The organism is Bradyrhizobium sp. RDM12 (assembly GCF_051917485.1).
Classification (GTDB): domain Bacteria; phylum Pseudomonadota; class Alphaproteobacteria; order Rhizobiales; family Xanthobacteraceae; genus Bradyrhizobium.
The window spans coordinates 3582886-3608853 of the sequence record NZ_CM133064.1 but is presented as its reverse complement, the minus strand read 5'-3'; the positions used below and the strand labels follow the sequence as shown (position 1 = coordinate 3608853).

Sequence of the window (25968 nt, the reverse complement as noted above, 5' to 3'; positions counted from 1 at the left end):
GCTTGGGAGGATTTCAGGCCCGGCCATGGGACATGCGCGAGCGGCGGGCCAGCGAATCGACGATGACAGCGACGGCCAGCACGGCGCCGGTGATCATGTACCGGAGCGAAGATGAGAGATCGAGCAGCGTCAGACCGCTGGCGATCGACTGGATCACGATGATGCCAAGCAGCGCGGAATAAGCGCTGGCACGACCGCCGAACAGGCTGGTTCCGCCGATAACGGCCGCTGCGATGGCGTTGAGATTAACGTCACCAGTGCCGGCCTGCTGGCTCGCGGACGCCAGACGCGCCGCCGAAAGGATGCCGCCCGCCGCCGCGAACGTTGAGCACAGCACGAAGGCCGTCATGTAGGTCCGACGCACGTTGATGCCGGCACGGCGCGCCGCCTCCCGGTTGCCCCCGACGGCATTCATCGAGCGCCCCCACTTGGTCCGCGTCAACGCATAGTTCATCGCGACGACCAGCGCGACGAACAGACCGAACATCCAGGGCACGCCGCGGTCCTGGTTGAGATAGTAGACAACGATCTCGAGAACAATTGTGATCACGAGGGCGCGGAGCAACAGGCTGCCCGGCGATCGCGCGGAGAGACCGGCGTGCTTGCGGCGGGTGGCGGTTCGAAAGGCCGTTGCGAACATCACGACGCCGGTCACCGCAGCCAGCGCGTAAGCGACCGCAGGCGGCATGACAAGCGTCTGGCCGAAATTCACCAGCGGCGAGCCGTATGGCAGGTTGATCGATCCAGTCGAGCCCAGAAGATAGAGCTGCAGGCCCAGAACCGCGAGCAGGCCAGCCAGTGTCGAGACGAAGCTCGGCATCCCGAAGCGGTTGAACAACGCCGCGTAGAGCGCGCCGACGGCTCCGCCGACAACGAGCGCTGCGATAATCGCGAGCCAGGCCGGCCATTCCATGTTGACCCAGAGCACGCCAACCATCGCCGAAGCGAAGCCGCTGACCGATCCCACTGACAGATCGATTTCGCCGACCATCAGGATGCAGACGATCCCAAGCGCGATCACCCCCACCGTCGAACAATCGAACAACAGGTTGACGAGATTGTTGCTCGACAGGAAAACTGGATTGAGGCTCTGGAACGCCGCGCAGATGATCGCGAGCCCGATGACGACTGGAAGCGCGCCGAGATCGCCGGCACGGACCCGGTCCAGGAACGCGCGCAGCGCACCGGCAAGACCCGCATCGTGGCGAAGCCGTTCGTCGCTGCGATCGAGTGGCGCGGACGTCGCCCGAGGGTCCCTGTCCCCGTTCACGGCCGCGGCTCCTCTGGATGCTCACGCGAGGCCTGTCGCCGCTCTGCGCGGCGGGACACGGCGTTGTTCGAGGCTCCGGTGATGGCGCTCACGAGTTCCTGGTTGGATGCATCTGGATGAAAATTGCCGTTGTTGCGTCCGAGCCGCAGCACGACGATCCGGTCCGCGACCGCGCGAACGTCTTCCATGTTGTGGCTGATCATGACGACCGCGAGACCACGATCACGAACGCGCTCGATCAGATCGAGCACCTCGGCAGTCTGCGCCACGCCAAGCGCAGCCGTAGGCTCGTCGAGCAGGATCAGTTTCGGTTCGAGCAGCAGCGAACGCGCGATCGCAACGGTCTGACGCTGGCCGCCCGAAAGCGACGCCACCGGCTCGCGAACGCTGGGTATGCGCGCCGACAACTCGTTCAACAGCGTCCAGGCCCGATTTTCCATCGCCACCTCATCGAGGCGCCATGGATCGAGTTCCCGGCCGAGGAAAATGTTGGCGACGACGTCGAGATTCTCGCAGAGAGCAAGGTCCTGGAATACCGTGGCGATACCGAGCCGCAGCGCCGTGGCCGGATCGTCGAGGATGACAGTGTCGCCGCAGAACGTGATCGTTCCCGAGTCCGGCGGATGAACGCCGGCAAGGATCTTCACCAGCGTCGACTTGCCGGCGCCATTGTCGCCGACCAGGGCGACGACCTCGCCGGCATGCACATCCAGATCGATATTGGTCAAGGCGGAGACGGCGCCGAAATTTTTCGAGATGCCGCGCAGGCTGAGCACCAGGTCGTTCTGCGAATTGGATTGGGATACCTGGTCGGTCATGCCGGGCGCTCCATGATCGGGCCGGCGATGCGGCGAACCGAGCCGCATCACCGAGCCAAATGATAACTCAACGAGACTCTATTTGGTAATGTCTAGCTTCTTGCAGCCCTCGGCATAGCGGCCTGCACAGAGGACTTCGGCAGTCTGGATCGGCTTACCGTTGATCCGCTTGTCGACGATCTCCGCCTTGAGATTGCCGGCCGTGACAAGCGTCGGCGTGAACAGCTGCGAGGGCGTGTTGAACAGCGTCGTTTCCGATTTTGGCTTCTCCCCTGCGAGCAATTGGACGGCCACATTGGCCGCCGCGGCGGCGACGATCTCGCTCGGCTTATTGATGGTGTTGTATTGGTCGCCCGCGATGATGAGTTGAAGGCCGGCGATCGTGGCGTCGTTGCCGGTGACCGGCGGCACCGGATTGACACCGGCCGCCTTGAACGCGGCGATCGCGCCACCGGCCGTGCCGTCATTTGCGGCAACGACGCCGACGATCTTCTTTCCGAAACGGGTGATCTGGCCGCTGGCCCACTGCTGCGCCTTCGGCGGCGCCCAATCCGGCGTGTCGTACTCGGCGAGCGTCTTGTACCCGCTGTCAGCCAGACCCTCGTGGATGCCGTCCCTGATCAGCCCGGCCGCCGCATCGGTAGGTGAGCCGTTGATCTCCAGCACGCCGACATCGTTGGTCGGCACGTTGGTCGCTTTCAGATGCTCGACCAGCGATTTGGAGATCGCCTTGCCGATCGCCTTGTTGTCGAAAGACACGTAAAAGTCCGCCGGCGTGGACGGGATCGGCCGGTCATAGGCGATGACCTTCACGCCCTGGCCTTGGGCCTGCTTCACCAGCGACGCCGCGGCGGTGGAATCGACGGGATCGATCACGATCACCTTGGCGCCCTGCGAAATGACGGAATTGAACTGCTGCTGCTGGCGCGACGCATTGGCATCGGCATTCTGGTAGAGCACCTTGCAGGTCGGACACTGCTTGCTCATCTCAGCCACGAAACCGGGGTGATCGTGTTCTTCGTAACGGGTCGATGCCTGGTCCGGCATCAGAAAGGCGACGGTCGCTCCTGACACCTTGGCATTCTGACCGAAAGCGGAGCCGCCGGTCAGGACGCCCAAGGCTAGCGCCGCCATCCCGACAGCGTTCAATGATGATTGTGTCATATGGTCTTCTCCCTGGTGTAAGAGCAACCTTTCCGGTTGCCTTTTGAATGCGTAGGGTTGGCGCCGGCGATCCCGGACAATCCCGCTTCTTTTTGTCTATCGCTGAACACAACAGTCTTCGTTGGCGCAACCGGTGGAAGCCGGTCGGCCGTGATTTGTCGATATTGCGATCTCTCCCGTGCTTGCAGCTACGCGACCATGCCGTGGAGCCTCGTCATGCAGCTTTGGGTGCGTTGACGTTGTCGAGCAGCAATCGCCGGAATTGTGATGGCGTCATTCCCTTCTCGGCGAGAAATTGTCGATTGAAATTCGACATGTTGTTGTAGCCGACCTCGTAACAGATGCTCGCGATCGAGGCTTGCTCATCGCTCATCAGAATCTGGCAGGCAAGATTGATGCGCAGCCGCTTTACATATTGCATCAGCGACATGCCCGTGTGCTGGCGGAAGGCGCGCGAGAAGGCGCTCGCGCTCTGGCCTGCGATCTCGGCGAGATCCATTTCGCTGAACGGCCTGGTCAGATGCTTGCGGAGATAAGCGAGCGCCTTGTTGATGCCTGCGGACATATAGCCGGAGGGATCGGGCAGATAGCTGGCGCTGGCCAGCATGCGCGATCCCCGTGCCCGGCTCAAAACGCCCGCGATGAGCATGAACAACTCGATGCGGCGGATGCCATTGGCATGCATCGTCTCTTCGAGCAGTGGCGACACCCGCCGGCTGGTCTCGCTACTGAACAGCACACCTCGCCGGGACGATTCCAGCACCGGCTGCAGCGCTGCAAGTTCCGGCAGGGCCTTGATGGCGCCGTCGATGAACTCCTCGCTGAACTGAACAATGCGGCAGCGCAGCGGAATGCTGGTCCCCGGCGGAATGTCGCTGACCCAATTGTGCGGCAGGTTGGGCCCGGTCAACACCAGGTTCCCGGGCGCGAAATCGCCGATGAAATCGCCGACGAAATAGCGGCCGGTCGTCGCCGCCACCATGTGCAGCTCATACTCCGGGTGAAAATGCCATCGTACGGTGCGGAAAGGATAACCATGGGACCAGGCGGCGAAGGACTCGCCTGGCCTTATCTGGACCAACTCAAGATCCGGCTCCATGTCCTTCCTCCCAGTCGTATGCACGCACCCGCAACGACCTCGTTCCAGCCGGCCATTTTTCTCTCGGCTCTTGCTTGAGCGTAACGGTAGGTGACGATTTGGACGCTTGCCACCACATTTGCTGGCCAATCATGGTACTTTTTTGACACGCGTGGCGCACTCGCTATCAGGTCGTGCTGGCGTCAGACCAGACGATCTCAAGGAGCACCAAAGTTGCCGATGGGACCATGATGCGTCGTTGTTTCCCGTTGACGGCCGCCACGTGTGCAGAGCGAAAGCGGATGGTTCCGTCATGAAGCGATTGCCTGTCCCCGGCTAAGCCAGCTCAACAGAACTGCCGGCACCTACGTCATTCGAACCCAGGCGCCATTGCTTGCAGACGAATTCACCGCAGCATCGATGAACTTCACGCCGGCGAGGCCATCCTCGACCGTCGGGAAAATCACCGCCGGATCCGGGGCTTTGCCGGCCTGCGCCGCACGAATGGCGCGCGCTGCCTCAGCATAGATCGTTGCAAACCCCTCGAGATACCCTTCGGGGTGCCCCGATGGCACGCGGGTGACGCGACCCGCCTCGACCAAGGCCCCCGCACCGCCGCGGGTCAGGAGCTGCTTCGGCTGCCCGTAACGCGTGAACCAGAGATAGTTCGGATTCTCCTGTGCCCATTCGAGCCCGCCCTTGGTCCCATAGACGCGCAGCGTCAGGCCGTTCTCATTGCCGACCGCGACCTGGCTGGCCCAGAGCATCCCGTTGGCACCGCCCTTCCACTTGAGGAGGATCTGGACATCGTCGTCGAGACGCCGTCCGCCGACGAAGGTTGAAAGTTGGGCGAGCAATTGCTCAAGCTCGAGGCCAGTGACGAAGCAGGCGAGATTGTAGGCGTGAGTACCGATATCGCCAATGCAACCACCGGCGCCAGAACGGGCCGGGTCCGTGCGCCACGCGGCCTGCTTGTGGCCGCTTGCTTCCAGTGGCTCCGTTAGCCAATCCTGCAGATATTCGGCTTGAACGAGCCGCGTCTCGCCGAGATCGCCGTTCGCCACCATGGCGCGGGCCTGTCGGATCATCGGATAGCCCGTGTAGTTGTGCGTCACGACGAAGACCTTGCCCGTCTTCCTGACCAGCTCAACGAGTTCCTCTGCCTCGGCGACACTCGTCGTGAGCGGTTTGTCGCAGATGACGTGGATGCCGGCTTCAAGGAACGCCTTGGCGACCGGGGCGTGCAGGTGGTTAGGTGTCACGATCGAGACCGCCTCGATGCCGTCCGGGCGCGCGGCCTCCGCCTTCGCCATCTCTTCGAACGAGGTATAGGCGCGGTCGTCGGCAATACCGAGCTCCCGCGCCGAAGCTTTTGCGCGCGCCGCATCCGACGCCAACGCACCGGCCGTCAAGACAAACTGGTCGTCGATACGCGCGGCAGTACGATGCACGGCGCCGATAAACGCCCCTTGACCACCGCCGACCATGCCGAGCCGGATACGAGCATGACCGTCGCCCCCGCCCCTTGCCTCAATAGCCATTTGCTGTTCCTCGCTCAGGAGATGCCGAGCATCTTGCGGTTCATCTCGTCGTCGGCGCCGGAGCCTGCGAAATCGTCGAACGGCTTCTCGGTCATCCGAATGAGATGCCTTTTGATGAATTCGGCGCCCTCGCGCGCACCCTGCTCAGGATGCTTCAGCGCGCATTCCCATTCCAGCACCGCCCAGCTGTCGTAGCCGTACTGTGTGAGCTTGGAGAAGATCGCGCCGAAATCGATCTGTCCATCGCCCGGCGAGCGAAAGCGGCCGGCACGATCGACCCAGCTCTGGAATCCGCCATAGACGCCTTGGCGGCCCGTCGGGTTGAACTCGGCGTCCTTGACATGGAAGGCTTTGATGCGTTCGTGGTAGATGTCGATGTAGTCGAGATAGTCGAGCTGCTGCAGCACGAAGTGCGAGGGGTCATAGAGCAAGTTGGCGCGCTTGTGGCCCTTCACCCGGTCGAGAAACATCTCGTAGGAGACACCGTCGTGAAGGTCCTCGCCGGGATGGATCTCATAGGCGAGATCAACACCGTGCTCGTCCGCATAGTCGAGGATCGGCAGCCAGCGCTTTGCGAGCTCGTCGAAGGCAGCCTCGATGAGGCCGGCCGGACGCTGCGGCCAGGGATAGACATAGGGCCAGGCCAGCGCGCCGGAGAAGGTCGCCTGGACCGTGAGCCCCAGGCGTCCCGACGCGCGAATTGCGCGCTTGACCTGGTCGACAGCCCACTCGGTGCGTGCCCCGGGATTGCCGCGCACCTCCGGCACGGCGAAGCCATCGAATGCTGCGTCATAAGCCGGATGCACGGCGACGAGCTGACCCTGAAGATGGGTCGAGAGTTCGGTGATGGAAAGGCCGTGTTCGGCCGTTATCGCCTTCACCTCATCGGCATAGTCCTGGGACTCCGACGCCTTCTTGAGGTCGAAGAGCCGCCCGTCCCAGCTCGGGATCTGAATCCCCTCGTAACCGAGCGAGGCAGCCCATTCGCAGATCGCGTTCAAGGAGTTGAATGGCGCCGCATCGGCCGTGAACTGAGCGAGGAATATCGCCGGTCCCTTGATCATCTTCATCTCGCCCTTCCTTCTTCCTGGACGCTCCAGCAGCACCTGACCGCCGAGCGCAATTATCTCAGCAAACGAAATGTCTGCGCTTGACGGGCGATGCCGAAGTGGCGGCGAGCCACTTGATTGAGATCAACTACGGTCGGTCGTTGCATCTCCCCGCGCGGAGCGAGATGATCCGATTTGTCGGCTTCTACCCTTCAAGCATATTCGCCCGCTCTAGCCCGGAACAGGCGCTTCCGCGTCCAGCAGGCGCGCTGCCTTGAGATCGCTCCAGAGCGCGGCTGGCACCGCCGCGGTCAGCGCTGCCACGTTGCGCTCGACCTCCCGCGCATCATGCGCCCCGAGCACCACGCTCGCGACGGCGGGATGACCAAGCGCGAAATGGAGAGCGGCCGTCGGCAGCGGTACTGCATGAGCTGCGCAGATACGCTCGATTTCGGCGACCTTCGAAAGGATATGCGGCGGCGCATCCTGATAATTGTACTTGGCGCCCTTGGTGGCGCCCGTCGCCAGAATCCCCGAATTGAACACGCCGCCGAGCAGCACCGCGATGCCCTGCTTCAGCGCCAGCGGCATGAACTCCGCAAGTGCCGGCTGCTCCAGCAGCGAATAGCGCCCGGCGAGCAGCATCACCTCGAAGGACCCGGCCTGCGCAAAGCGCACGCACATCTCGGCTTCATTGACACCGATTCCGATGCCGGCGACCACGCCTTCGGAACGAAGCTTGTCGAGCGCGACATAGGCCCCGGACATCGCTTCGCGAAACCGGTCCTCGATCGCGTCCTTGCCGTGGGTCCACACATCGACATCATGGATGAGCAGCAGGTCGATATGGTCGGTGCCAAGCCGCAACAGCGACTGCTCGACCGAACGCATGGTGCCGTCATAGGAATAGTCGACGACGGCCCGGTGCGGCTGTCCGCCGACAAATCCGGACCGAGTTTCCGGCTGGTGAAACGGATCCATCCAGCGACCGATCTTGGTGCAAAGCACCACGTCCTTGCGTGGCACGCGCCGGAGCGCCGTTCCGCAGCGATGCTCCGACAGGCCATTGCCATAGTGCGGCGATGTGTCAAGCAGATTGATGCCGAGCTCGAAGGCGCGGCTTGCGGCAGCAATCGCAGTCTGGTCGTCGAGCTCGAGAAAGAGATCGCCGAGCGGCGCGGTGCCGAATCCGAGGATGGATGCTTCGAGCCCGGTCCGGCCAAGGGTGCGACGCGGCAATGCCGATTGCGAAACCATGATGGATTGCTGCCCTTCTCCGCGGCCTCAATGACGCGCAAGTCTCATGAGTAGTGATGCGCAGCGTATGTATTTGCCGCCACGTGTCAACGCGAAGAATGAGCCCGCTGCGCAAATCACGAGGAGCGGTTCGTCACTTCCGACCACTTCACGCGTCGCGAGCTCGAAGGGCAAGATCAGGTATCGCACTGCGATGGGCGCCGGCGAACCCGTCACTTGCTTGACACGCTCTGGAGCGCTGGTCTCTAATCTCGTTCAAGGTCCTGCGGCTGGACAGGCAAAGCTTTCTGCCCCCAAGCAAGAACAGGCTCGACTACTCCAGGCCGGCGAGTGCCCGGTCAGGGGTGCGGAATCTAAAGATAGTCTCCTGGGAGGGAACAATGGACAGACGCCAAACGCTCAAGCTGATCGGTGGTACGGCCGTATTGGCCGGTGCCGGCTTTCCGGGCTTTGCCTTTGCGCAAGCGCAAAGGAAATGGTCACGGTCGTGAAGATTGCGGGAATTCCGTGGTTCAATGCACTTGAAAAGGGAATCCAGAAGGGTGCCAAGGATTTCAGCATTAACGCCACTATGGTTGGCCCGGCGAACGTCGATCCGGCACAACAAGTAAAGCTCCTTGAGGATCTGATTGCCAAGAAGGTCGACGTCATCGGCTTGGTGCCGCTTGACGTGAAAGTCTGCGAACCGGTGCTGAAGCGCGCCCAGGCTGCCGGAATCAAGGTCATCACGCATGAAGGTCCGGAACAGGAAGGCCGTGACTGGAATGTGGAATTGATCGACTCCGTTCGCTTCGGCGAGGTGCAGATGGAACGTCTCGCCAAGGACATGGGCGGCGAAGGTGACTACGTCGTCTATGTCGGGACGCTCACGACGCCGCTTCACAATAAGTGGGCCGATGCCGCGATTGCCTACCAGCAGAAGAATTTTCCCAAGATGAAGCTCGTCGCCGACCGCTTCCCGGGTGCCGACGAGATCGACACCAGCCAACGCACGACCCTCGACGTGATCAAGGCCTACCCGAACCTGCGTGGGATTCTCGGCTTCGGCTCGAACGGACCGATCGGGGCCGGCAATGCGGTGCGTCAGCAGCGCCTTGCCAAGAAGATCGCCGTGGTCGGCACCGTGCTGCCGAGCCAGGCGAAATCGCTGATCGCCGATGATACGATCCGCGAAGGCTTCCTGTGGAATCCCACCGATGCCGGTTATGCCATGGTCGCAGTTGCCAAACTCGTGCTCGACGGCAAGCCAATCACGGATGGCGTCGATGTACCCGGCCTCGGCAAGGCTGCCGTCGACGTCCCCGGAAAGCAGATCAAGGTCGACAAGATCATGCGGATCAACAAGGAGACCATCGACGGGCTGATCGCCGGAGGGCTCTAGGTCTACACCCGCTTAGCCGCCTCATCGCGCCGCATTCCCGGCCTTTCCGGTCGGGAATGCGGTCCCCCGGATGATCGCACGATCGAAGTCCATTGCAGGCGAACCTTTGGCGACTTTCCTGGAGATGTCCGGCATATCGAAGCGCTTCGGCGGCGTGCACGCGCTCCGCGATGTCGATCTGACTCTGGAAGTCGGCGAGGTGCATTGCCTGGTCGGTGAAAACGGCTCGGGCAAGTCCACCCTGATCAAGATCATTTCGGGCGTCGAGGCAGCGGAGCCTGGCGGCCGCATCGCAATTTGCGGCAAGGAGTATCCCAAACTGAATCCGGTCTACTCCACGCATTGCGGCATTCAGGTCATCTATCAGGATCTTTCGCTATTCCCCAACCTTACCGTCGCCGAGAATATCGCGATGGCGCACCATCTTGGCGGCCTCCATTCGGTCGACTGGGTCTCAATGCGCGCCACCGCGAAGGCCACGATGGCCAAGATCGGCGTTGAGTTCGACCCGGACGCAAAAGTCTCGGAGCTCAGCATTGCCGGACGCCAGCTGGTCGCTATCTGCCGGGCCTTGGCTGCGGACGCCAAACTCCTGATCATGGATGAGCCGACGGCATCGTTGACCCGGCACGAGGTGAACGCCCTGATCGAACTCGTGAGCGAGCTGAAGCGTGCCGGCATCTGTGTCGTTTTCGTCAGCCACCGTCTTGACGAGGTACTTGAGATCGCCGAACGCGTAACGGTACTGCGGGATGGCGCCAAAGTCGGTACTTTTGCTGCAGACACAATCGACGGGCGGAAACTCAGCCACCTGATGACCGGTAAGTCCTTCGAGTATCAGGTCCAGGCGCCTGAGCTTGCCGCCGGTCCGGTCGTCCTGGAAGTCAAGGGCCTGGGCCGCGACGGCGAGTATGAGGATATAAGCCTGCAGTTGCGCGCAGGGGAAGTGGTGGGTCTCACCGGTCTGCTCGGCTCCGGTCGAACCGAACTCGCGCTATCGCTGTTCGGCATGAAGCCGCCCGATCGCGGCACCATCATGCTCGACGGGCATCCGATCGCGCTCCGCACAAATGCAGAGGCGATCGATCGAGGGATCGCCTATGTATCCGAGGATAGGCTTACGCTTGGTCTCATCCTGAATCAGTCCGTCATTGCAAACGTCACGCTCACGGTGCTGGAACGTCTGGCTGGCGCGTTCGGCCTGATTGCCGCACGCGCGCGACAGACCCATGTCGCTCGGTGGGTCGCTGAACTCGGGATCAAGGTCTCCAACCCGGCCAACGCGGTGAAGACGCTCTCCGGAGGCAACCAGCAGCGGGTCGTGCTCGCCAAATGGATGGCGACCAACCCGCGGGTGCTTATCCTCGATAGTCCCACGGTGGGCGTCGATATCAGCGCCAAGGACGGAATTTATGAGATCATCCGGCGGTTGGCCCGCGACGGCGTCGCGGTGCTGATGATATCGGACGAAATCCCCGAGGTCCTCTATCATAGTCATCGCGTTCTGGTGATGCGGGAAGGTCGTTTGGCAACTGAAGTGACTGCCGCAGCCACTTCCGAAGATGCGCTTCGGCAGGCCGTCAATGCCTAACTCGCACATTGCATCATTCGGCAGGTTTCGTCGCAGCCATGAGTTCTGGCTGCTGATGGTAATCCTCGGGCTCTGCGCCGCTTTGGGCTTCGCGAATGCCCAGTTCCTGACCATGCAGAACTTGTTTGACCTGCTGACCTCCTACGCATTCGTCGGCATCCTGGCGCTCGGACTACTGGTCGTGCTGATCGCCGGCGGAATCGACATTTCATTCACCGCGACCGCGTCGGTGGCGCAATATGTCACACTCTCGCTTGCCAACGCTTATGGCGCGAACTGGATCAGCGTCTTCGCCATCGCGATTGGGATTGGCGGTGCGCTCGGTGCCCTCAACGCGGTCTTCATCCAGAAACTTCGAATACCATCGATCATCGTTTCGGTCGCAACGCTGAACATTTTCTATGGGCTTCTGATCTTCTTCACCGGCGGCAAATACATCTATTCGCTGCCCGACTGGTTTGCGACCGGAATATTCTGGTTCGAATTCGAATGGGGCAAGGATAGCTCGTACGGTGTCAACCTGCAGATCCTCGCGCTTGCGCTGGCGTTTCTCGTCACCTGGATCCTGCTTAACCGAACCAATATTGGCCGGCAAATCTATGCCATGGGAGGCAATGCCGATGCCGCGCAGCGGCTCGGCTTCCACATTTTCGGCCTTAACATACTGGTCTACTGCTACATGGGCGTCATGGCCGGAATCGCCTCCCTGATCCAGGCACAACTCGCGCAGTCCGTTGCCCCGACAGTGCTGGTGGGCAAGGAACTCGATGTGGTCGCCGCCGTGGTGCTCGGCGGCGCCAGCCTGATGGGCGGCGTCGGCACCGTCCTCGGTACGTTTTTGGGCCTGACACTGCTCGCGGTGCTCCAGAATGGCATCGTTTTGCTGGGCGTTTCGTCCTACTGGTCGCCGTTCTTCGTCGGCCTGGTTATTCTCATTTCGGTCTCGGCGACTGCCTGGTCGCAGCGAGAGCGGCGAACAGGGAGTGCGCGCCGATGAGCGATGCGCCTGCTCTCTCACTCCGCCGCCGTATGGTCGGCCTCGCCGGCAGCGGCACGGTCGCCACCCTCATCCTGCTGTTGCTCGCGCTCTGGATCGTGTTCGCGATCACGATCGGCGACCGGTTCTTCTCGGTCAACACGCTGCAATCCATGGCTTTCCAGATGCCAGAACTCGGCATCCTTTCGCTTGCGATGATGCTGGCCTTGCTATCCGGCGGACTCAACCTGTCCATCATCGCGACCGCCAACCTGTCCGGGCTGACCATCGCCTTCCTGCTGACGCACTACATCCCCGGGACCCAGGGCCTTGCCTGGGTCGGCATTCAGGTGCTGGCGATTGCTGCAGGATTTGCGGTGGCCGCATTGGTGGGCCTCCTCAACGGCTTTGTCATCGCCTATCTCGGCGTTTCGCCGATTCTGGCCACGCTCGGAACGATGACGCTGTGCAAGGGCATCGCGATCGGCCTGTCGCGCGGTAACGTCATCTCCGGATTTCCGGAGCCCATTGTATTTATCGGCAACGGAACGGTTTTCGGGGTCCCCTTTGCTCTGATCGTACTGGCCTTCTGCGCCTTGCCCGTCGCGCTCGTGCTGAACGCGACACCGTTCGGGGCAAAGGTTTACATGATCGGATCGAACGAGAAGGCGACCCGCTACTCCGGCGTCAATGCCCGCGCCGTCATCCTCAAGCTCTATGTGCTTTCCAGTCTGCTCGCGGGCGTGGCAGCGGTGGTCATGTTGGCCCGTTTCAATTCGGCCAACGCGGCATACGGCGAGAGCTATCTGCTGGTCACCATTCTGGCCGCCGTCCTCGGCGGCATCGATCCGTTTGGCGGCTTCGGAAAAGTCGGCGGGCTGTTGCTTGCGCTGATCATCCTTCAGGTGATCTCCTCGGCATTCAATCTTCTGAACCTCAGCCAATTCCTCACGCTGGCGATCTGGGGTGGAATCTTGATTGCCGTCGCGGCGGTTCCTCATTTCGCCGGCAAGGCGCCGCGGTAACCAGCGATGATGCGCTCGATCGTCTCGCCATCTATCGCTGTTCTCGACATTGGCAAGACCAATCTCAAACTGCTGGTGGCGAGCGAGGATGGGTGGCCGCTCGAAACACATGCGATTCCGAACGTGCCGATGACTCGGGGCTCGTATCTCGCCTATGATCTTGGCGGGTTAGAGGAGTGGTTTCTCGATACCCTTGCCGTCGTATCTCAACGCCATCCCATTGCCGCCCTGATCGTGACGGCGCATGGATGCGGCGCGGTTCTGGTCGACGGTGACATGCCAGTGCTGCCGATGATGGACTATGATGCCGTCTCTCCGCCGGCAATCGATGAAGCCTATGCCCGGATCGCGCCCGGCTACGATGAGGTGTTTTGCGGGATCGGAGGTGCGATGCGGCTGGGAAAGCAGCTGCTGTGGCAGGAAAGCGCACATCCCGTCGAATTCGCCCGCGCAAAAGCCTATCTGACCACCGCACAGTTTTTTGCCTTGCGGCTTGGCGGACGTGCGGCCAGTGAAATCTCGCAGCTCGCGGCTCAGAGCCATGTCTGGGACCTCGTCCACCATCAGCCTTCTTCCCTTATGCGCAAGCGTGGCTGGAGCCATCTGCTGCCCGAACGCGTACCAGCCGGGGCGGTGCTGGGGACGGTTTCGGAATCGGTGGCCAAACGCACCGGCCTGGCGCAATCGACCGAAGTCCTCTGTGGCGTACATGATTCCAACGCCAACCTGTTTCGCTACAAAGCCGCCGGCATGGCCGATGCCTCGATTCTATCGACCGGCACCTGGATGATCGGCTTTCAGCGCGGCCTCTCGCCGAACAAACTCGATTGCGCACGTGCGATGGTCCTCAATATCGATGTCGATGGCGAGAATGTACCCTCGACATTGATCGCGACCGGCCGCGAATACGACCTGATCCGCGGAGAAACTTGCGCTTCTGACCCAGCGGTCCTTGCCGCATTGCCAGTCCTGCTGTCCAAGGGCACCCTGGCGCTCCCCTCATTCGTCGGCGATGATGGATTGTTTCCGGGCGCCGCTCGCCGCGGCCGGATCATCGGACCGCCCCCGAAACGCCTGCCGAACGGCAGGCATTGGCGGTGCTCTACGCGGCATTCAGCGCAAACCGCTGCCTTGATGCGCTTGAGAGCTCCGAACGCATAGTCATCGATGGTGGCTTTGCCGCAAATCTGCCCTTTGCCCGCTGCCTTGCAACCCTGCGATCCTCGCAGAGCGTTTGGGTGAGTCGATCGCGGGACGGAACGGCCCTTGGCGCCGCGCTGCTGTGGCGGCGATTCTCGCGCACGCAGCCGGTTTCGAGCGTGGCGCTTGAAGCCGTTACACCGCTCAGCAGGGATGGGGTCGAATCAAGCGACCTCTCCGCCGCCTACCAGTCCTGGATTGCTTTCTCGGAGCGCGCCACATGACAGACAACAATCATGCCTATCTCCGCCAAGGCATTGTCGATACCTGCAGGGAGATGAATCGAAACGGACTTAATCAAGGTACATCCGGCAATCTTTCGCACCGGATTCCAAACGGCATGCTGATCACGCCGACCAGTCTGCCCTATGATCAGATGCAGCCAGCGGACATTGTCGCGATGGATTTTGCCGCGAATTACCAGGGCAACCATCGGCCTTCATCCGAATGGCGCTTCCATCGCGATATTCTGCGAGCACGCGGAGACGCGAACGTCGTGCTCCATACGCATTCGACCTTCAGCACGATTCTCGCCGTGCACGAGCGTGGCATTCCCTGCTTCCACTATATGGTCGCAGTTGCTGGGGGCAACGATGTCCGCTGTGCGCCCTATGCTTGTTTCGGGACGCAGGCGCTATCGGACTACGCCCTCAAGGCCCTCGAAGATCGCAATGCCTGTCTGCTCGGTCACCATGGCTTGATCGTGACGGCCCAGACCTTTGAAAAGGCGCTTTGGCTTGCCGTGGAGGTGGAGACGCTGGCGAAGATGTATGTCCATGCGTTGGCCATCGGCGAGCCGCCGCGCCTCAGCGACGCCGAAATGGCGCAGGTACATGAGCAGATGAAACGCATGGGATACGGCCACGCGCCTGACCTTGACGGTGTCGGCGATGTTCCGCGCCCTGTGTGAGTCGAAGCCGGCAGCACATTGGCGGTGGACTTGATAACAGCTGATAGCGCACTCGCTCAGAGCGGGCCGACGCATCAGCCACCGCGATCTTGGATCCTGGGGCTGATTTGCATCCGGCAGGCGCATGGCCGCCTAGCGCAAGCAAAGACCTGGGGCGCGACCCGGAACCCTGCTGCGCGCTCGACGACAACTGCCCTTCTCGCCCTTGCCCGGACGATTATCCCTCGACAATCGCGACTGCGCGCGTCCAGCCCGCCGAGGCCCGTTCGATCTTCACCGGAAAGCACGAGACCATGAAGCCGGTCGACGGCAGCAGCTCCAGATTGTGCAGCTTCTCGAGATGGCAATAGCCGATATGGCGACCGGCCTTGTGGCCTTCCCAGATGAGAGCGGCATTCTTGGTCTCCGCATATTTCTTCGCGGTATGCACAAAGGGTGCGTCCCAGCTCCAGCCGTCGGTGCCCGTCAGCCGCACGCCGCGCTCGAGCAGATACATGGTGGCCTCGTAGCCGATGCCGCAGCCGGAGGTGACGTAGTCCTGCCGGCCGAATTTTGCGCCGGCGCTGGTGTTGACGACGACAATCTCAAGCGGCTTCAACTGATGTCCGATGCGCTCGAGTTCGGCTTCGACGTCCTTCGCGGTTGCGACATAGCCGTCCGGCAGGTGTCGGAAGTCGAGCTTCACGCCGGGCTGCAAACACCAGTCCAAAGGGACCTCGTCGATAGTCCAGGCTCGCTCGCCACGGTTCATCGTCGGGTGAAAGTGCCAGGGCGCATCGAGATGCGTGCCATTGTGGGTCGAGAGATTGACCAGCTCGACCGCCCAGCCCTGCCCGTCCGGCAGGTCATGTGCCTTCAGCCCATCGAAGAACTGCAGCATGCGGGGCAGGCCTTGCTGGTGATCGATATACTGGATGGTCGGGTGATTGCCGGGCGGATCGGCCGGAACGTCGTTTTGCAGGGGAACGGAGATGTCGATCAGTTTGCGCGCCATGGGGTTTCCTCGTGTTTGAGCAGCGTTAGATGTCCTGCCGCTCCACCCTGTTGTTCAGGATGCCGATCTTCTCGACCTCGAGCTCGATCGTGTCGCCATGGTCGAGGTACCAGCCGAGCTCGAGCCCGCAGCCATTGCCGACGGTGCCGGAGCCAATGAACTCGCCGGGCATCAGCGTCTCGTCCTGCGTGACGTGGGCGATGATCTCCTCGAACGAGAACAGCATGCCATCGCTCATGCCCGTGGAGCGGGTCTCGCCGTTGACGCGGGCTTCCATCTTGAGCCGATAGGGATCCCCGATCTCGTCCGGCGTCACGATCCACGGTCCGATCACGTTGCCGCCATCGAAGCTCTTGCCCTTGGCCGGACCGAGCCGTCCCTCCATCTCGATGCGCTGGGCGTCGCGCGCGGAGAAATCGTTGAAGATGGTATAGCCGAAAATGTGATCCTTCGCCTTGCCCGCCGGGATATTCGCGCCCTTGTTCTTGGTGATGATTCCGAATTCGAGTTCGTAGTCCATCACCCTGCTGTAGCGCGGCCACTTTACCGTGGTGTTGGTGCCACGGACGCTGAAGCGATTGGTGATGTAGAAGATCGGCTGCCTGCGATAGACCTCGGGCAATTCGCCGAGCGGCTCGGCATCGATGCGGGCGAGCTCGGCAATGTCGCCGCTGGCGCGAGCCGCAAGAATGCGCTGGCCGCGTGGCGCCTGGAGGATGTGCAGGGGAAACGACATGCCGTCACGCATCTGTCGCGGCTCCGGCACCGGAGCGAGAATATCGACGGCCCCGACTGCTGCCGACAGCGCCGGATCGGTGCCGTGCTTCTCGAACAGCATCGTGGCGCGATCGAGCGCGCCCGGACCCGCATCGATCAGCGCCAGCATCGAGGCGAACGCATTCTCGCGCTGCCCCTCCCTCAGGGCGGCCGCGGCGAGATCGAACAACTGGCCGTCGCCGGCGTGGACGAGACCGACCTTGTCCAGGCCGGCTGATCGGAATGTGGCGAGCTTCACCTTGGGACACCTCTTGTTATTCGTAAAAATATATGATCAAAGAAGATATCGATAAACAAGCTAAAAGATTTGAACTCCGGGAGAGCGCGATGCGGCGGAGCCAAGTGAGCCGGATTTTAATGGGTGCCGCGCTTGGCTTGGGCACCTCGCTCGGTGCCTCCGGCGCGTTCACCGAGACGGCTGTGGCGCAGGCCAAGATCCAGATCGGCTGCACGGCGACTTCCGACTGCGCATCCGCCATGGTCGCGGTTGACGAGGGCATCTTCAAAAAGCACGGGCTGAACGTCGAGATGACGCCGATCGCAATCAACTCGAACATTCCGGCGGCCATCCTGTCGAACTCGATCCAGGTCGGCGGCCCCACCGCCACCGTATTCCTGCAGGCCGCCGACGGCGGCCTCGACCTCGTCGCAATCGCCGGCGCATCGGTGATGAGCCCGACTTCGAACGCGGCCATCACCGCCTTCGTCCGCAACGGCATCACCATTGGGGAGCCGAAGGATTTCGCCGGCAAGAAGGTCGGTGCCCCCGGCCTCAATGCCTTCTTGCACGTGCTGTTTGTGAAATGGCTGGTGGAGAAAGGCTTCGATCCGAAGAGCGTGAACTTCGTCGAGGTCACCTTTCCGACCATGGCCGACATCATCAAATCCGGCGGCGTCGACGCGGTGCTCACGGCCGAGCCGTTCGTCACCCGCATGCTCAATGCCGGGCTCGGCTCGGTCGGCGCCCGCTACGCGCTCGATCTCGCCCGAACCGACCCGATCATCTTCTATGCGGCATCGCGCGAATGGGCGGAGAAGAATGCCGCCACCGTCAAGCAGTTCCGTGAAGCGATCGCCGAAGCCGCCGCAATGGTCAACAGCGACCGCGAGAAGGCCTCCGCGTCGATTGCCAGATTCACCAAGCAGCCGCTCGATCTCGTCAAGGCGACGCCGCCCAACCACTCCGAACCCAACCTCAAGCCGGACAATCTCGCCTGGTGGATCGAGATCATGTCTTCGCAAAAGATGCTCCAATCGAAGCTCGACGTCGCCAAACTGGTGCTGAACTGAGGGCTGCTGCGATGCCGGACCCCGAACGCCCTCTCGAACGTCTTGCGGCTGAAGGCGGCACCTTGAGCGAGCGCGCAGCCTGCCTCATCGAGCAGGACATCCTCGCGGGGCATCTCGCGCCGGGGTCGCGTCTTGGCATCGTCGGGCTCGCGCAACGCTACGAGATCGGCGCCACGCCGCTGCGCGAAGGCCTGTCGCGGCTCACTTCGCGCGGATTGATCATCGGCGTCGGCCAGCGTGGATTTCGCGTCGCCGAGGTCAGCCGCGACGATCTCGCCGACATCACCTGCATGCGCACCGCGGTCGAGGTCGCGGCCGTGCGGCTTGCCATCATGCAGGGCGACGACGCCTGGGAGGCCGGCATCCTGAGCGCCCTGCACCAGATGCGCCGCCATATCGAGCGGACCGGCAACGAATTCCGCGAGGGCGCCGCAGATTTCGACCGGCTGCACAAAGGCTTCCACACCTCGCTGCTCGCGGCCTGCGGCTCGCGGCGGATGCTCGCCGCCCATTCCGACCTCTACGACCAGGCCTATCGCTACCGCCGGGTGATGGTGCGCGCGATCGCAAGCGGGGAGGATTTCATCCGCAGTCACCAGACGCTCGCCGACCGCGTGCTCGCGCGCGATGCTGCTGGCGCGCAGGCGATGCTGGAGGCGCATCTGCGCTCGACCATCAACTTCGTGTATCCACCGGGCACCGAGAAACATTCATGAGCATCGCTGCAAGGCTCGACGCTGCGCGAGCATCACGGCCTGAGAAAGCGTTGATCACGTTCGAAGGCGCAACGCTACGGCTCGGCGGCAAGACCATCATCGAGAAGCTCGACCTCGAGGTGCGGCCGGGCGAATTCCTCTGCATCGTCGGTGCCTCCGGCTGCGGCAAGACGACGGCGCTGCGCCTTGCCGCAGGCCTGTATCGTCCGAGCGAGGGCGCCGTGACGTTCGAGGGCAAGCCGATGAGGAGCCGCGCCGCGAGATCGCGATCGTGTTCCAGGATTACGGCAAGGCGCTGCTGCCGTGGCGCAGGGCTGCCGGCAACGTCTTGCTGGCGCTGGAAGCCAGCCGCGTGCCGCCCCGCGAGCGCACCGCCCGCATCGATGCCCTGCTGGCCAAGGTCGGCCTGCCCGGCCAGGGCGCCAAGTATCCGTCGGAGATGTCAGGCGGCATGCAGCAGCGGCTGCAGATCGCCCGTTGCCTCGCGCAGGAGCCGACGGCGCTGCTGATGGACGAGCCGTTCGGCGCATTGGATGCAATGACGCGGCAAAGCCTGCAGGACGAGGTGCTCTCCCTGACGCAAGCGAGCAACGCCACCGTGATCTTCGTGACCCATGATCTGGACGAGGCAATCTATCTCGGCGACCGCGTCGTCGGCCTGCTGCCGCATCCGGGCCGGATCGGGATCGAACTCGAGGTCAACCTCCCCCGCCCGCGCCACCAGCTTGCCACCCGCGAGCATCCCGAGTTTCTGCGGCTGCGCCGGCAATTGTTCGACTTCATCAAGGCGAGCGAACATTGACCTTCGTACGCGCCAAGCCCCTGCTCTTGCCGCTGGCTGCCCTGGTGGCGTTAGAAGTATGGGCGCGCCTCACCCATCTGCAGAGCGACAGCCTCGCTCCGCCGAGTGCGATTATCGTCGCGCTGGCCGGCGGGCTTGCCGATCTTTCGATCCCGATCGCGACGCGCGATACGCTGTTCGCAACCTTCACGGGGCTTGCAGTCGGGGGCGCCATCGGACTCAGCCTCGGCATCGCCTTCGGCGTCGCACGATGGCTCGACCGGCTGATGGACGTGACCGTCGAGGCGATCCGCCCGATCCCCTCGATCGCGCTGCTGCCGATTGCGCTGATCGCGCTTGGCTTCGGTTACCGCATGGAGATCGTGATCGTGGCGTTCGCCTGCGTCTGGCCGATGCTGATCTTGACGCGCAGCGCGGTTCGCAGCATCGAGCCGCGCTTGATGGAGGTCTCGCGCGCGCTGCGGCTGACGCGATCGCAGCGGATCATCAAGATCATCGTCCCCGCGGCGTTGCCGCGGATCTTCGTCGCGCTCCGCCTTGCCACCGGCATCGCCGTGATCGTCGCCGTCACGGTCGAGATCGCGATCAATCCGATCGGACTTGGTGCCGGCATCATGCTGGCGCAACAGGCGCTGCGGCCAGATCTGATGCTCGCTTATCTCGTCTGGATGGGCGGGATCGGTTATGGGCTCAACATCGCGCTCGTTGCAGCCCAGCAGCGCCTGTTCGGGCGCGCCGCGCTTGCCGGGGCATCGTGATGAACCGCGACGCAATCCTTTGGCGCATCGCGAGCATTGCCGTCGCTGCCGGCTTCGTCGCGCTCTGGCAGCTCATCGCGGACCTGAAACTGGTCACCCCCGTGTTCCTGCCCGGGCCGGACCGGGCGTGGACTGCCCTGGTGCGCGGCTTTGCAAACGGCGACCTCGGGAGCAAGCTTGTCGGCACGGTCGAACACATGGCCTATGGCTGGCTCGCGGCCTCGATCACCGGCGTCGCTCTCGGGGCGCTGATCGGATCGTCCCTGACGACGATGCGCACTTACGTGGCACCTTCGCTGGAATTCCTGCGTCCCCTGCCTGTCTCGGCAATCATTCCGGTCGCGATCGCGCTGTTGGGTCTCACGCAGGGCATGGCGCTGTTCGTGATCGCCTTCGGCGCCATCTGGCCGATCATGCTTGCGACGATCCACGGTTTCGCAGCGGTCGAGCCTCGCCTCTATGAGGTTGCGAGTGCGCTGCAGATGTCGCGCAGCTCGGTCATTGGCAAGATCGCGCTGCCTTCCGCGCTTCCAGACATCCTGGCAGGCATGCGGCTGAGCCTCACGGTCGCGCTGATCCTGTCGGTCGTATGCGAAATCCTCGCCGGTCTCGATGGGCTCGGCCACTGGGTGTTGCTGTCGGGCCGCGCGTTCCGATCGGCCGACCTCTTCGCCGGCGTGATCCTGCTCGGCGCCACCGGATATGTCACCACGCTCGCCATGTCGGCGTTGGAGCAACGGCTGCTCGCATGGCAGACGGCGGCAAAATCGTAACGCCTCAAGCCGCCCCAATGGCAGCGATCTCAAGGCGAAAACCCGGCGGGCGTGCGATCACCCTGCAGGACGGTATGGACCTCTCCAGCGCGCCTGATCGATCATGTCTGGATGTCTAGCCCATACCCTCTTTGGCCCGCGGCAGCCTAAAGGAAAACACGGCTCCGCGCGTCCGGTTCTCAGCCCAGAGTTCACCGCCATAGCTTTCGATAATGGTTCGCGCGATGGGGAGCCCCAGCCCGGTCCCTTGCGGTTTCGTCGTAACGAACGCATCAAAGATCTTGGTCAGCTGATCCTCGGAAACACCCGGGCCCGAATCGGATATTCGGGCCTCGATGTTGTCAGTACCTGCCAGATTGGTACGTATCGTCAGGTCGTGTGGGTTGGCGGTCTCCTCCATCGCGTCAACGCCATTCATCACGAGGTTGATGATGACCTGCTGCAGATGAATGGGATCGCAGCGCACCCATAATGGCTCCGTTGCAAGAATGGTGCGCAAAACCGCTCCCCGCCTTGTGACTTCAGGAGATACGATCCTGACAACGTCGCGGACGGTGGCGTTCAAGTCGAAAGGCTGCAGATCCGCTCCCGTTCTGTTATTGAGCAAATTCCGCAGTCCCTTGATGATTTCGCTCGCCCGTTGCTCGTCACGGACAATATCGGAAAGGATTTCTCCAAGCTGAGCCAGATCTAGTGGATCAGCCTTGAGCAGCATCTGCGCGGCTTCGGTGTTGCTCAAGATCGCACCGAGAGGTTGATAGAGTTCATGGGCAATGGAGGACGAGAGAACGCTGGCGGTCGTGATCCTGTTCAGACGGACGACCTCATGCCGGCGACTTGTCGCCTCCGCCTGAGCGACAAGGCGTCGCCGTCGCTCGACGAGCAGCAATGCAATGATGCCCGCTTGCAGCAAGATGGCTGCCATAATCGCCGTCAGTTGCGGTCGATACTGCTCCCAGAGGCCGGGCACGCGAAAGAACACTTCGCTGCCCGGCGGCAATTGGCTTTCGCTGATGCTCCAGCGCCTCAGCTCCCTCCAGTCGAATCTAGGAGATGCAGCAGGAATTGGAGGCGCCTTGATGCTGCCCGGCGACTCGCCTCCTAGAATGCGGACGGCAACTGCGGCGGTCTGGCGGCTGACGTCGGATATGTTCGTCATCCGGCCGCCGACGATACCCCGGCCGAAGAACGCGTCTTGTTCCGAAAAGATCGGCGCATTGGCAACTGCGTGAATCCGATCTATGGCTCGCTTGCCTTCGTGCACGACGCCGGCCGCATCCACCAACATCTGCCCGTAGACGATAAAAGTCCGGGGTGGCAAGATAGCGACTTGCCTGAGGATCTGCTCCAGCGACAGTTCGTTGGAATAAGTGATTTCGACCCGGCCTGCCAACGGCTGGAATAGCTTGCGCATTTCCTCCAACCATAGCTTCTCGATGGGAGAATTTCCCATCACGACGAAGACCTCGTTCGTCTCCGGAACCAGGTTCAAGATCTGGTGGAGAGTGCTTAGCACATCGACATCAACCGAAACCATTGCATCGGTCGCTGGTGCGTTAGCAGACATCTGCTGCGCGAGGGCAGCGTACAAGGTTGGGACCGAAGGAAAAATCCGCTGCCGGTTCTGCTGAAAAAAGCGTGCCGCGGGACCGCCGATCGTCATGATCAGGTCGAGCTTGCGCTCCGAAAACACTGCGTTCAAATAGCTGACAAGAGCGTCTTCATTTCCGTCGGGGAAGCGGGCCGTCGACAGCGACACCTCAAAGATGTCGACCGGATCTTTCGACTGGACCCTCAACTCTTCGCGTATCTGTCTGCCGTAATCATCCCAGGGCGAAAAATCGCGGCCAACGGAATGAACGATCAGCACCCGCTTTGGCTGGGAAAAAGCCGCACCGGTCATCGCGAGGAGCAGAATGATCGAACCGAAAAGTATTCGAGTTTTCATGCGAGAGGGCAGCCATTGACGCGGGATGTCACAATGTGACCCAGAACCCCAATTCTATGCGATTTGGTCAGGGCGTGGGAAAGCAATTATGAACATCAACTTCCACGACAAGTCCCCGCAATCTTCAAGAAATTGGGCTGCGTTCATCAGGAATCCTGCCGATGGCATCGATGAGCAGTTTTGACAGAAACGGCTTCTTCAAATACGCAACGCAGCCCGCGTCGAAGGCTTCTTGCCGGATGACTTCACTATCGATCGCCGTCATTATAATGACCGGCAATTCTCTGCCTGACGAGATTAATTGCCGCTGCAGGTCTATGCCTGAGATACCGCCAAGGTGAATGTCCAGGAGCAAACAATCCGCTTCGCAGTCCGGATAGGCGCCCAAAAACGACTCCGCGGATGCAAACGTCAGGACACGGAAGCCATGGGCTAACAAGAGTCGATTGAGACCTTGTAGCATGCTCGCGTTGTCATCGATGACGGCTATGGTCCGCATGATAAGCAACCGTTAGCCAGGGAAGCCCCCGAGAGGGGAAATCCTGATCCTGCGTGGTGCATCAGACTGCACCAAGCTGGAGAAATCCATTTACGGCTTCATTTCAATCCCAAGGCGAGCCCGCATGTCCTTGAACACGACCGCGATCGCCTCAATGATCAGTTGATCGGGATTGGCTTTGCAATAGACGATCACCTCGTGCTCCGCTTCTTTTCCCTTTTTGAAGTCGAGATAGTGTTTCCGAGCAAGCCCATTGTACCAACCGCTGTACCAGGTGGTCAGCATGTCGGCGTCGCCTTGCCACGTCCCCGCAAGTTGAGCGCAAGTCAGCTTTTGGACGTTTATGAAGCCGTTTGCGTCGGCGTACGTGCTGAGATCCACCTGGGCATCAGCCGTTGGGACCATTGCCGCGTAAAGTATTGTCGCCAGAATCAAGGATCTATACATTTCTTCTTCTCCATCCGTCCCGTTCGCCGCCTCACCATTCCCCCGGCACCGGACAACTATGGGCTGTCCGGCGCGCAAGAAAAACCTTTGCCTTCCCCTTTCCCCTGCTCGTCTCAATAACAGGGGGATACGGATAATAGCCGCAGACCGGCCGAGCGTAGGCATACGCATAGGGCGCAGCATACGCTGCTGCTCCGACCGCTCCGGCATACATAGCGCCGCGATAGGCTGAACGCCGCGCGACACCGGCAAACGACAGCGGCGTGAACGGCCGGCCGATGATATCGATGAACAGCGCTGCCGCTCCCTCCGCATTGGCTAGGTCGCCTTCAAGGGTTTGCACATTGAAGGTCAGTTTGTCGCCTTCAAGCTTCGGGTTCTTGAGCACAACAACGGCGTCCTTTACTGCACCGTCCTTGCTCAGCACCGAAACCGTGGCGTTGGGCGGGTTCTTGGCAAAGCTGTCCTCGCCCGATCCCCATTCCGCAATGACCTCTGAGGTCGGTTGGTGCCCCGCGGACCGCACCGGACGATCCGCAAAGATGATCGAACTCATGGCTACTCCCGACAGAACTAGCGTGTCCCCCTGCAGTGTCGCGCCGCGCGAGTTGAGCACGAACAATGACGGCACGATCTCAGGCTTGGCGGCAGCGGAAGGAGTGCCGATCGTCTTCATGACAGACGGTGCCGGGGCACCTTGAGCGAAGCTTGTCTCCGCGCCCCCTTATCACCATCGCTGCTGCCAGCAGTCCTGCGATCTGTGTCAGTCTCGCGCGCATCATGTCCGTCTCTCCTGTTGCATTTCGGGCGACGTGTCGCGACATCGTCGCTTGGCATCACGCTCATTGCCAAGTATGGAAAGCCCAGGCACCATCCGCTATGCAAAAACGACCCGACATGAAAATGCCGCGGAGCGCTCGGCAAGACGAGAGAACGCTGCCGCGCCGTTTTTGCATAGTCCAGCCAATGAGCGTTCTGCAGAATAGACGTTCGCCATCATCGCCATTCCGGTCACGCCGAACGTGCTGGTGAAGGCAGGAGATGTGCTGTTTCAAATCGATCCGACACCGTTCCAGTCCACCGTGATGCAGCTGCAGGCGTCGCTCGCCGCCGCGCGCCAGAAGATCCGGTCCTTGGAATCGAACTATGAGCAGGCGACAGCGAACATTGCCGGTCTTGCAGCCCAGCTGACGTACAACACGAAGCGCCTCGCCGACACCCAGACGCTATCGACGGAGGGGCAAACACCGCGCTCATGGAGCAGGACATCGAGGTCCAGTTTGAAACGGTAAGCGCGCAACTCAATGCCGCCAAAGCAACGCAGCGGACTGCCAAGCTCGCGACGGACTCCGAGATTGGCGCGATCAGGCCAAGCCGTTGCAATCCGCGATGTCGTTCATCGTCGAGAATGAGATTACAAGTGTTGGAAGGTTTTCGCAGAATGGCTTCCAGACGATTAAGCCCGGCACTCAAGTGGATATCGTGTTCGAAAGCGGGCGTGATTGATCTTCTCGCCTCTATTCTTGTCCGGGTCAGTGCCTATACCGCCTATCTATAGGAGCGCGGTGTCGTCGTTACGCGGACCTGCGGCAAAGCGCCCGCTGACGCAATGCACAACGCTGAGTTGACCACTCGGGCCGCGCCGAGCTATTGTCGTGTTTCTTAACTTTTCAAGGTTCAGCGGCCGCAAATGGCAGTTTGACG

General features: G+C 61.7%; 25 protein-coding genes and 1 pseudogene. 13 read left to right on the top strand and 13 right to left on the bottom strand.

Features of this window, described 5'->3' with window-relative positions:
- Positions 1-13 precede the first annotated feature (13 nt).
- The 7 genes from ACTGJ9_RS17395 to ACTGJ9_RS17365 form a co-directional block, all read right to left on the bottom strand.
- On the bottom strand, positions 14-1270 hold the full coding sequence (locus ACTGJ9_RS17395; RefSeq protein WP_456678039.1) for a sugar ABC transporter permease: 1257 nt from the start codon (positions 1268-1270) through the stop codon (positions 14-16).
- Positions 1267-2088, bottom strand: coding sequence for an ATP-binding cassette domain-containing protein (locus tag ACTGJ9_RS17390; protein WP_456678038.1), 822 nt, complete (start codon positions 2086-2088; stop codon positions 1267-1269). The genes ACTGJ9_RS17395 and ACTGJ9_RS17390 overlap by 4 nt, the downstream gene beginning before the upstream one ends.
- Positions 2089-2166: 78 nt before the next feature.
- Positions 2167-3252, bottom strand: coding sequence for an ABC transporter substrate-binding protein (locus tag ACTGJ9_RS17385; RefSeq protein ID WP_456678037.1), 1086 nt, complete (start codon positions 3250-3252; stop codon positions 2167-2169).
- 214 nt (positions 3253-3466) lie between these two features.
- Positions 3467-4351 (bottom strand): helix-turn-helix domain-containing protein, encoded by an 885-nt coding sequence (locus ACTGJ9_RS17380; protein WP_456678036.1) that lies wholly within the window; start codon positions 4349-4351, stop codon positions 3467-3469.
- A 344-nt stretch (positions 4352-4695) separates the two neighbouring features.
- Positions 4696-5871: a Gfo/Idh/MocA family protein gene (locus ACTGJ9_RS17375; RefSeq protein ID WP_456678035.1), complete on the bottom strand. Its 1176-nt coding sequence runs from the start codon at positions 5869-5871 to the stop codon at positions 4696-4698.
- Between the two features lie 14 nt (positions 5872-5885).
- Positions 5886-6941 (bottom strand): sugar phosphate isomerase/epimerase family protein, encoded by a 1056-nt coding sequence (locus ACTGJ9_RS17370; protein WP_456678034.1) that lies wholly within the window; start codon positions 6939-6941, stop codon positions 5886-5888.
- A 210-nt stretch (positions 6942-7151) separates the two neighbouring features.
- Positions 7152-8177: an aldo/keto reductase gene (locus ACTGJ9_RS17365; protein ID WP_456678033.1), complete on the bottom strand. Its 1026-nt coding sequence runs from the start codon at positions 8175-8177 to the stop codon at positions 7152-7154.
- A gap of 46 nt (positions 8178-8223) precedes the next feature.
- Here ACTGJ9_RS17365 and ACTGJ9_RS17360 point away from each other — a divergent pair, with 46 nt between their 5' ends.
- From ACTGJ9_RS17360 to ACTGJ9_RS17330, 7 genes are all read left to right on the top strand, one after another.
- Positions 8224-9558: a substrate-binding domain-containing protein gene (locus ACTGJ9_RS17360; RefSeq protein ID WP_456678032.1), complete on the top strand. Its 1335-nt coding sequence runs from the start codon at positions 8224-8226 to the stop codon at positions 9556-9558.
- A 70-nt stretch (positions 9559-9628) separates the two neighbouring features.
- Positions 9629-11149: a sugar ABC transporter ATP-binding protein gene (locus ACTGJ9_RS17355; protein ID WP_456678031.1), complete on the top strand. Its 1521-nt coding sequence runs from the start codon at positions 9629-9631 to the stop codon at positions 11147-11149.
- The gene (locus ACTGJ9_RS17350; protein ID WP_456678030.1) at positions 11142-12146 is read left to right on the top strand and encodes an ABC transporter permease; all 1005 of its coding nucleotides are present in this window, start codon (positions 11142-11144) and stop codon (positions 12144-12146) included. Before ACTGJ9_RS17355 ends, ACTGJ9_RS17350 begins: the two co-directional genes overlap by 8 nt.
- A complete protein-coding gene (locus ACTGJ9_RS17345) occupies positions 12143-13150 on the top strand; it encodes an ABC transporter permease (RefSeq protein ID WP_456678029.1) in 1008 nt (335 codons plus the stop codon). The genes ACTGJ9_RS17350 and ACTGJ9_RS17345 overlap by 4 nt, the downstream gene beginning before the upstream one ends.
- Before the next feature lie 6 nt (positions 13151-13156).
- Entirely contained in the window at positions 13157-14311 is a 1155-nt protein-coding gene (locus ACTGJ9_RS17340) for a carbohydrate kinase (protein ID WP_456678028.1), read from the top strand.
- Positions 14248-14574: a hypothetical protein gene (locus ACTGJ9_RS17335; RefSeq protein WP_456678559.1), complete on the top strand. Its 327-nt coding sequence runs from the start codon at positions 14248-14250 to the stop codon at positions 14572-14574. Before ACTGJ9_RS17340 ends, ACTGJ9_RS17335 begins: the two co-directional genes overlap by 64 nt.
- The gene (locus tag ACTGJ9_RS17330; protein ID WP_456678027.1) at positions 14571-15260 is read left to right on the top strand and encodes a class II aldolase/adducin family protein; all 690 of its coding nucleotides are present in this window, start codon (positions 14571-14573) and stop codon (positions 15258-15260) included. Before ACTGJ9_RS17335 ends, ACTGJ9_RS17330 begins: the two co-directional genes overlap by 4 nt.
- Before the next feature lie 217 nt (positions 15261-15477).
- Here the strand turns inward: ACTGJ9_RS17330 and ACTGJ9_RS17325 are convergent, their stop codons facing one another.
- Positions 15478-16254, bottom strand: coding sequence for a cyclase family protein (locus ACTGJ9_RS17325; protein ID WP_456678026.1), 777 nt, complete (start codon positions 16252-16254; stop codon positions 15478-15480).
- Between the two features lie 25 nt (positions 16255-16279).
- Positions 16280-17269, bottom strand: coding sequence for a fumarylacetoacetate hydrolase family protein (locus ACTGJ9_RS17320; protein ID WP_456678025.1), 990 nt, complete (start codon positions 17267-17269; stop codon positions 16280-16282).
- An 89-nt stretch (positions 17270-17358) separates the two neighbouring features.
- Between ACTGJ9_RS17320 and ACTGJ9_RS17315 the strand changes: the two genes are divergently transcribed.
- The 5 genes and pseudogenes from ACTGJ9_RS17315 (at position 17359) to ACTGJ9_RS17295 (ending at position 21370) form a co-directional block, all read left to right on the top strand.
- The gene (locus tag ACTGJ9_RS17315; RefSeq protein WP_456678024.1) at positions 17359-18321 is read left to right on the top strand and encodes an ABC transporter substrate-binding protein; all 963 of its coding nucleotides are present in this window, start codon (positions 17359-17361) and stop codon (positions 18319-18321) included.
- Positions 18322-18332: 11 nt separating this feature from the next.
- A complete protein-coding gene (locus ACTGJ9_RS17310; RefSeq protein ID WP_456678023.1) occupies positions 18333-19037 on the top strand; it encodes an FCD domain-containing protein in 705 nt (234 codons plus the stop codon).
- Positions 19034-19839 (top strand): annotated as a pseudogene (locus ACTGJ9_RS17305) (ABC transporter ATP-binding protein). The gene ACTGJ9_RS17310 and the pseudogene ACTGJ9_RS17305 overlap by 4 nt, the downstream one beginning before the upstream one ends.
- Complete coding sequence (locus tag ACTGJ9_RS17300) at positions 19836-20597, top strand: ABC transporter permease (RefSeq protein ID WP_456678022.1); 762 nt, start codon at positions 19836-19838, stop codon at positions 20595-20597. The pseudogene ACTGJ9_RS17305 and the gene ACTGJ9_RS17300 overlap by 4 nt, the downstream one beginning before the upstream one ends.
- On the top strand, positions 20597-21370 hold the full coding sequence (locus ACTGJ9_RS17295) for an ABC transporter permease (protein WP_456678021.1): 774 nt from the start codon (positions 20597-20599) through the stop codon (positions 21368-21370). The genes ACTGJ9_RS17300 and ACTGJ9_RS17295 overlap by 1 nt, the downstream gene beginning before the upstream one ends.
- A 115-nt stretch (positions 21371-21485) precedes the next feature.
- Here ACTGJ9_RS17295 and ACTGJ9_RS17290 read toward each other — a convergent pair whose 3' ends face one another.
- The 4 genes from ACTGJ9_RS17290 to ACTGJ9_RS17275 form a co-directional block, all read right to left on the bottom strand.
- On the bottom strand, positions 21486-23318 hold the full coding sequence (locus ACTGJ9_RS17290) for a sensor histidine kinase (RefSeq protein WP_456678020.1): 1833 nt from the start codon (positions 23316-23318) through the stop codon (positions 21486-21488).
- 124 nt (positions 23319-23442) lie between these two features.
- Positions 23443-23817 (bottom strand): response regulator transcription factor, encoded by a 375-nt coding sequence (locus tag ACTGJ9_RS17285; RefSeq protein WP_456678019.1) that lies wholly within the window; start codon positions 23815-23817, stop codon positions 23443-23445.
- Between the two features lie 90 nt (positions 23818-23907).
- Positions 23908-24264, bottom strand: a complete 357-nt coding sequence (locus tag ACTGJ9_RS17280; protein ID WP_456678018.1) for an HdeA/HdeB family chaperone — start codon at positions 24262-24264, stop codon at positions 23908-23910.
- Between the two features lie 31 nt (positions 24265-24295).
- Entirely contained in the window at positions 24296-24940 is a 645-nt protein-coding gene (locus ACTGJ9_RS17275; protein ID WP_456678017.1) for a hypothetical protein, read from the bottom strand.
- 346 nt (positions 24941-25286) lie between these two features.
- Between ACTGJ9_RS17275 and ACTGJ9_RS17270 the strand changes: the two genes are divergently transcribed.
- Entirely contained in the window at positions 25287-25556 is a 270-nt protein-coding gene (locus ACTGJ9_RS17270; RefSeq protein WP_456678016.1) for a hypothetical protein, read from the top strand.
- The last annotated feature ends 412 nt before the right edge of the window (positions 25557-25968 follow it).

Excerpts from the sequence above, each read along its gene's own strand:
- ACTGJ9_RS17390 (WP_456678038.1), bottom strand. The coding sequence starts at position 2,088 with ATGACCGACCAGGTATCCCAATCCAATTCGCAGAACGACCTGGTGCTC.
- ACTGJ9_RS17385 (WP_456678037.1), bottom strand. The coding sequence starts at position 3,252 with ATGACACAATCATCATTGAACGCTGTCGGGATGGCGGCGCTAGCCTTG.
- ACTGJ9_RS17380 (WP_456678036.1), bottom strand. The coding sequence starts at position 4,351 with ATGGAGCCGGATCTTGAGTTGGTCCAGATAAGGCCAGGCGAGTCCTTC.
- ACTGJ9_RS17375 (WP_456678035.1), bottom strand. The coding sequence starts at position 5,871 with ATGGCTATTGAGGCAAGGGGCGGGGGCGACGGTCATGCTCGTATCCGG.
- ACTGJ9_RS17370 (WP_456678034.1), bottom strand. The coding sequence starts at position 6,941 with ATGAAGATGATCAAGGGACCGGCGATATTCCTCGCTCAGTTCACGGCC.
- ACTGJ9_RS17365 (WP_456678033.1), bottom strand. The coding sequence starts at position 8,177 with ATGGTTTCGCAATCGGCATTGCCGCGTCGCACCCTTGGCCGGACCGGG.
- ACTGJ9_RS17360 (WP_456678032.1), top strand. The coding sequence starts at position 8,224 with ATGAGTAGTGATGCGCAGCGTATGTATTTGCCGCCACGTGTCAACGCG.
- ACTGJ9_RS17355 (WP_456678031.1), top strand. The coding sequence starts at position 9,629 with ATGATCGCACGATCGAAGTCCATTGCAGGCGAACCTTTGGCGACTTTC.
- ACTGJ9_RS17350 (WP_456678030.1), top strand. The coding sequence starts at position 11,142 with ATGCCTAACTCGCACATTGCATCATTCGGCAGGTTTCGTCGCAGCCAT.
- ACTGJ9_RS17345 (WP_456678029.1), top strand. The coding sequence starts at position 12,143 with ATGAGCGATGCGCCTGCTCTCTCACTCCGCCGCCGTATGGTCGGCCTC.
- ACTGJ9_RS17340 (WP_456678028.1), top strand. The coding sequence starts at position 13,157 with ATGATGCGCTCGATCGTCTCGCCATCTATCGCTGTTCTCGACATTGGC.
- ACTGJ9_RS17330 (WP_456678027.1), top strand. The coding sequence starts at position 14,571 with ATGACAGACAACAATCATGCCTATCTCCGCCAAGGCATTGTCGATACC.
- ACTGJ9_RS17325 (WP_456678026.1), bottom strand. The coding sequence starts at position 16,254 with ATGGCGCGCAAACTGATCGACATCTCCGTTCCCCTGCAAAACGACGTT.
- ACTGJ9_RS17315 (WP_456678024.1), top strand. The coding sequence starts at position 17,359 with ATGCGGCGGAGCCAAGTGAGCCGGATTTTAATGGGTGCCGCGCTTGGC.
- ACTGJ9_RS17310 (WP_456678023.1), top strand. The coding sequence starts at position 18,333 with ATGCCGGACCCCGAACGCCCTCTCGAACGTCTTGCGGCTGAAGGCGGC.
- ACTGJ9_RS17295 (WP_456678021.1), top strand. The coding sequence starts at position 20,597 with ATGAACCGCGACGCAATCCTTTGGCGCATCGCGAGCATTGCCGTCGCT.
- ACTGJ9_RS17290 (WP_456678020.1), bottom strand. The coding sequence starts at position 23,318 with ATGAAAACTCGAATACTTTTCGGTTCGATCATTCTGCTCCTCGCGATG.
- ACTGJ9_RS17285 (WP_456678019.1), bottom strand. The coding sequence starts at position 23,817 with ATGCGGACCATAGCCGTCATCGATGACAACGCGAGCATGCTACAAGGT.
- ACTGJ9_RS17280 (WP_456678018.1), bottom strand. The coding sequence starts at position 24,264 with ATGTATAGATCCTTGATTCTGGCGACAATACTTTACGCGGCAATGGTC.
- ACTGJ9_RS17275 (WP_456678017.1), bottom strand. The coding sequence starts at position 24,940 with ATGAAGACGATCGGCACTCCTTCCGCTGCCGCCAAGCCTGAGATCGTG.